Source organism: Streptomyces sp. O3 (assembly GCF_054788135.1).
The window spans coordinates 1-509 of the sequence record NZ_JBTVYK010000134.1 but is presented as its reverse complement, the minus strand read 5'-3'; the positions used below and the strand labels follow the sequence as shown (position 1 = coordinate 509).

At 66.2% G+C, this 509-nt stretch carries 1 protein-coding gene; it reads right to left on the bottom strand.

Annotated features, from left to right (window positions below):
* Positions 1–509: NAD(P)-dependent oxidoreductase (locus ACX6XY_RS30040; protein ID WP_460337778.1), on the bottom strand; the 509-nt coding region annotated here is incomplete at both ends.

The window sequence follows — 509 nt, the reverse complement described above, 5'->3', positions numbered from 1 at the left end:
GCGAAGGAGTTGGACATCACGAAGGACGGGTGGCCGGTGGCGTTACCGAGGTTCAGCAGGCGGCCTTCGGAGAGCACGATGATCTTCTTGCCGTCCGGGAACGTCCAGGTGTGGACCTGGGGCTTGACCTCGTCCTTGACGATGCCGGGGGTCGCGGCGAGGCCCGCCATGTCGATCTCGTTGTCGAAGTGGCCGATGTTCCCCACGATCGCCTGGTGCTTCATCCTGGCCATGTCCGAGGCCATGATGATGTCCTTGTTGCCCGTGGTCGTGACGAAGATGTCGGCCGTCTCGACGACCTCGTCCAGGGTGGTGACCTGGTAGCCGTCCATCGCCGCCTGCAGCGCGCAGATCGGGTCGATCTCTGTGACGATGACCCGCGCGCCCTGGGCACGCAGGGACTCCGCGCTGCCCTTGCCCACGTCCCCGTAGCCGCAGACCACGGCGGTCTTGCCGCCGATCAGCACGTCCGTGGCCCGGTTGATGCCGTCCACCAGCGAGTGACGGCA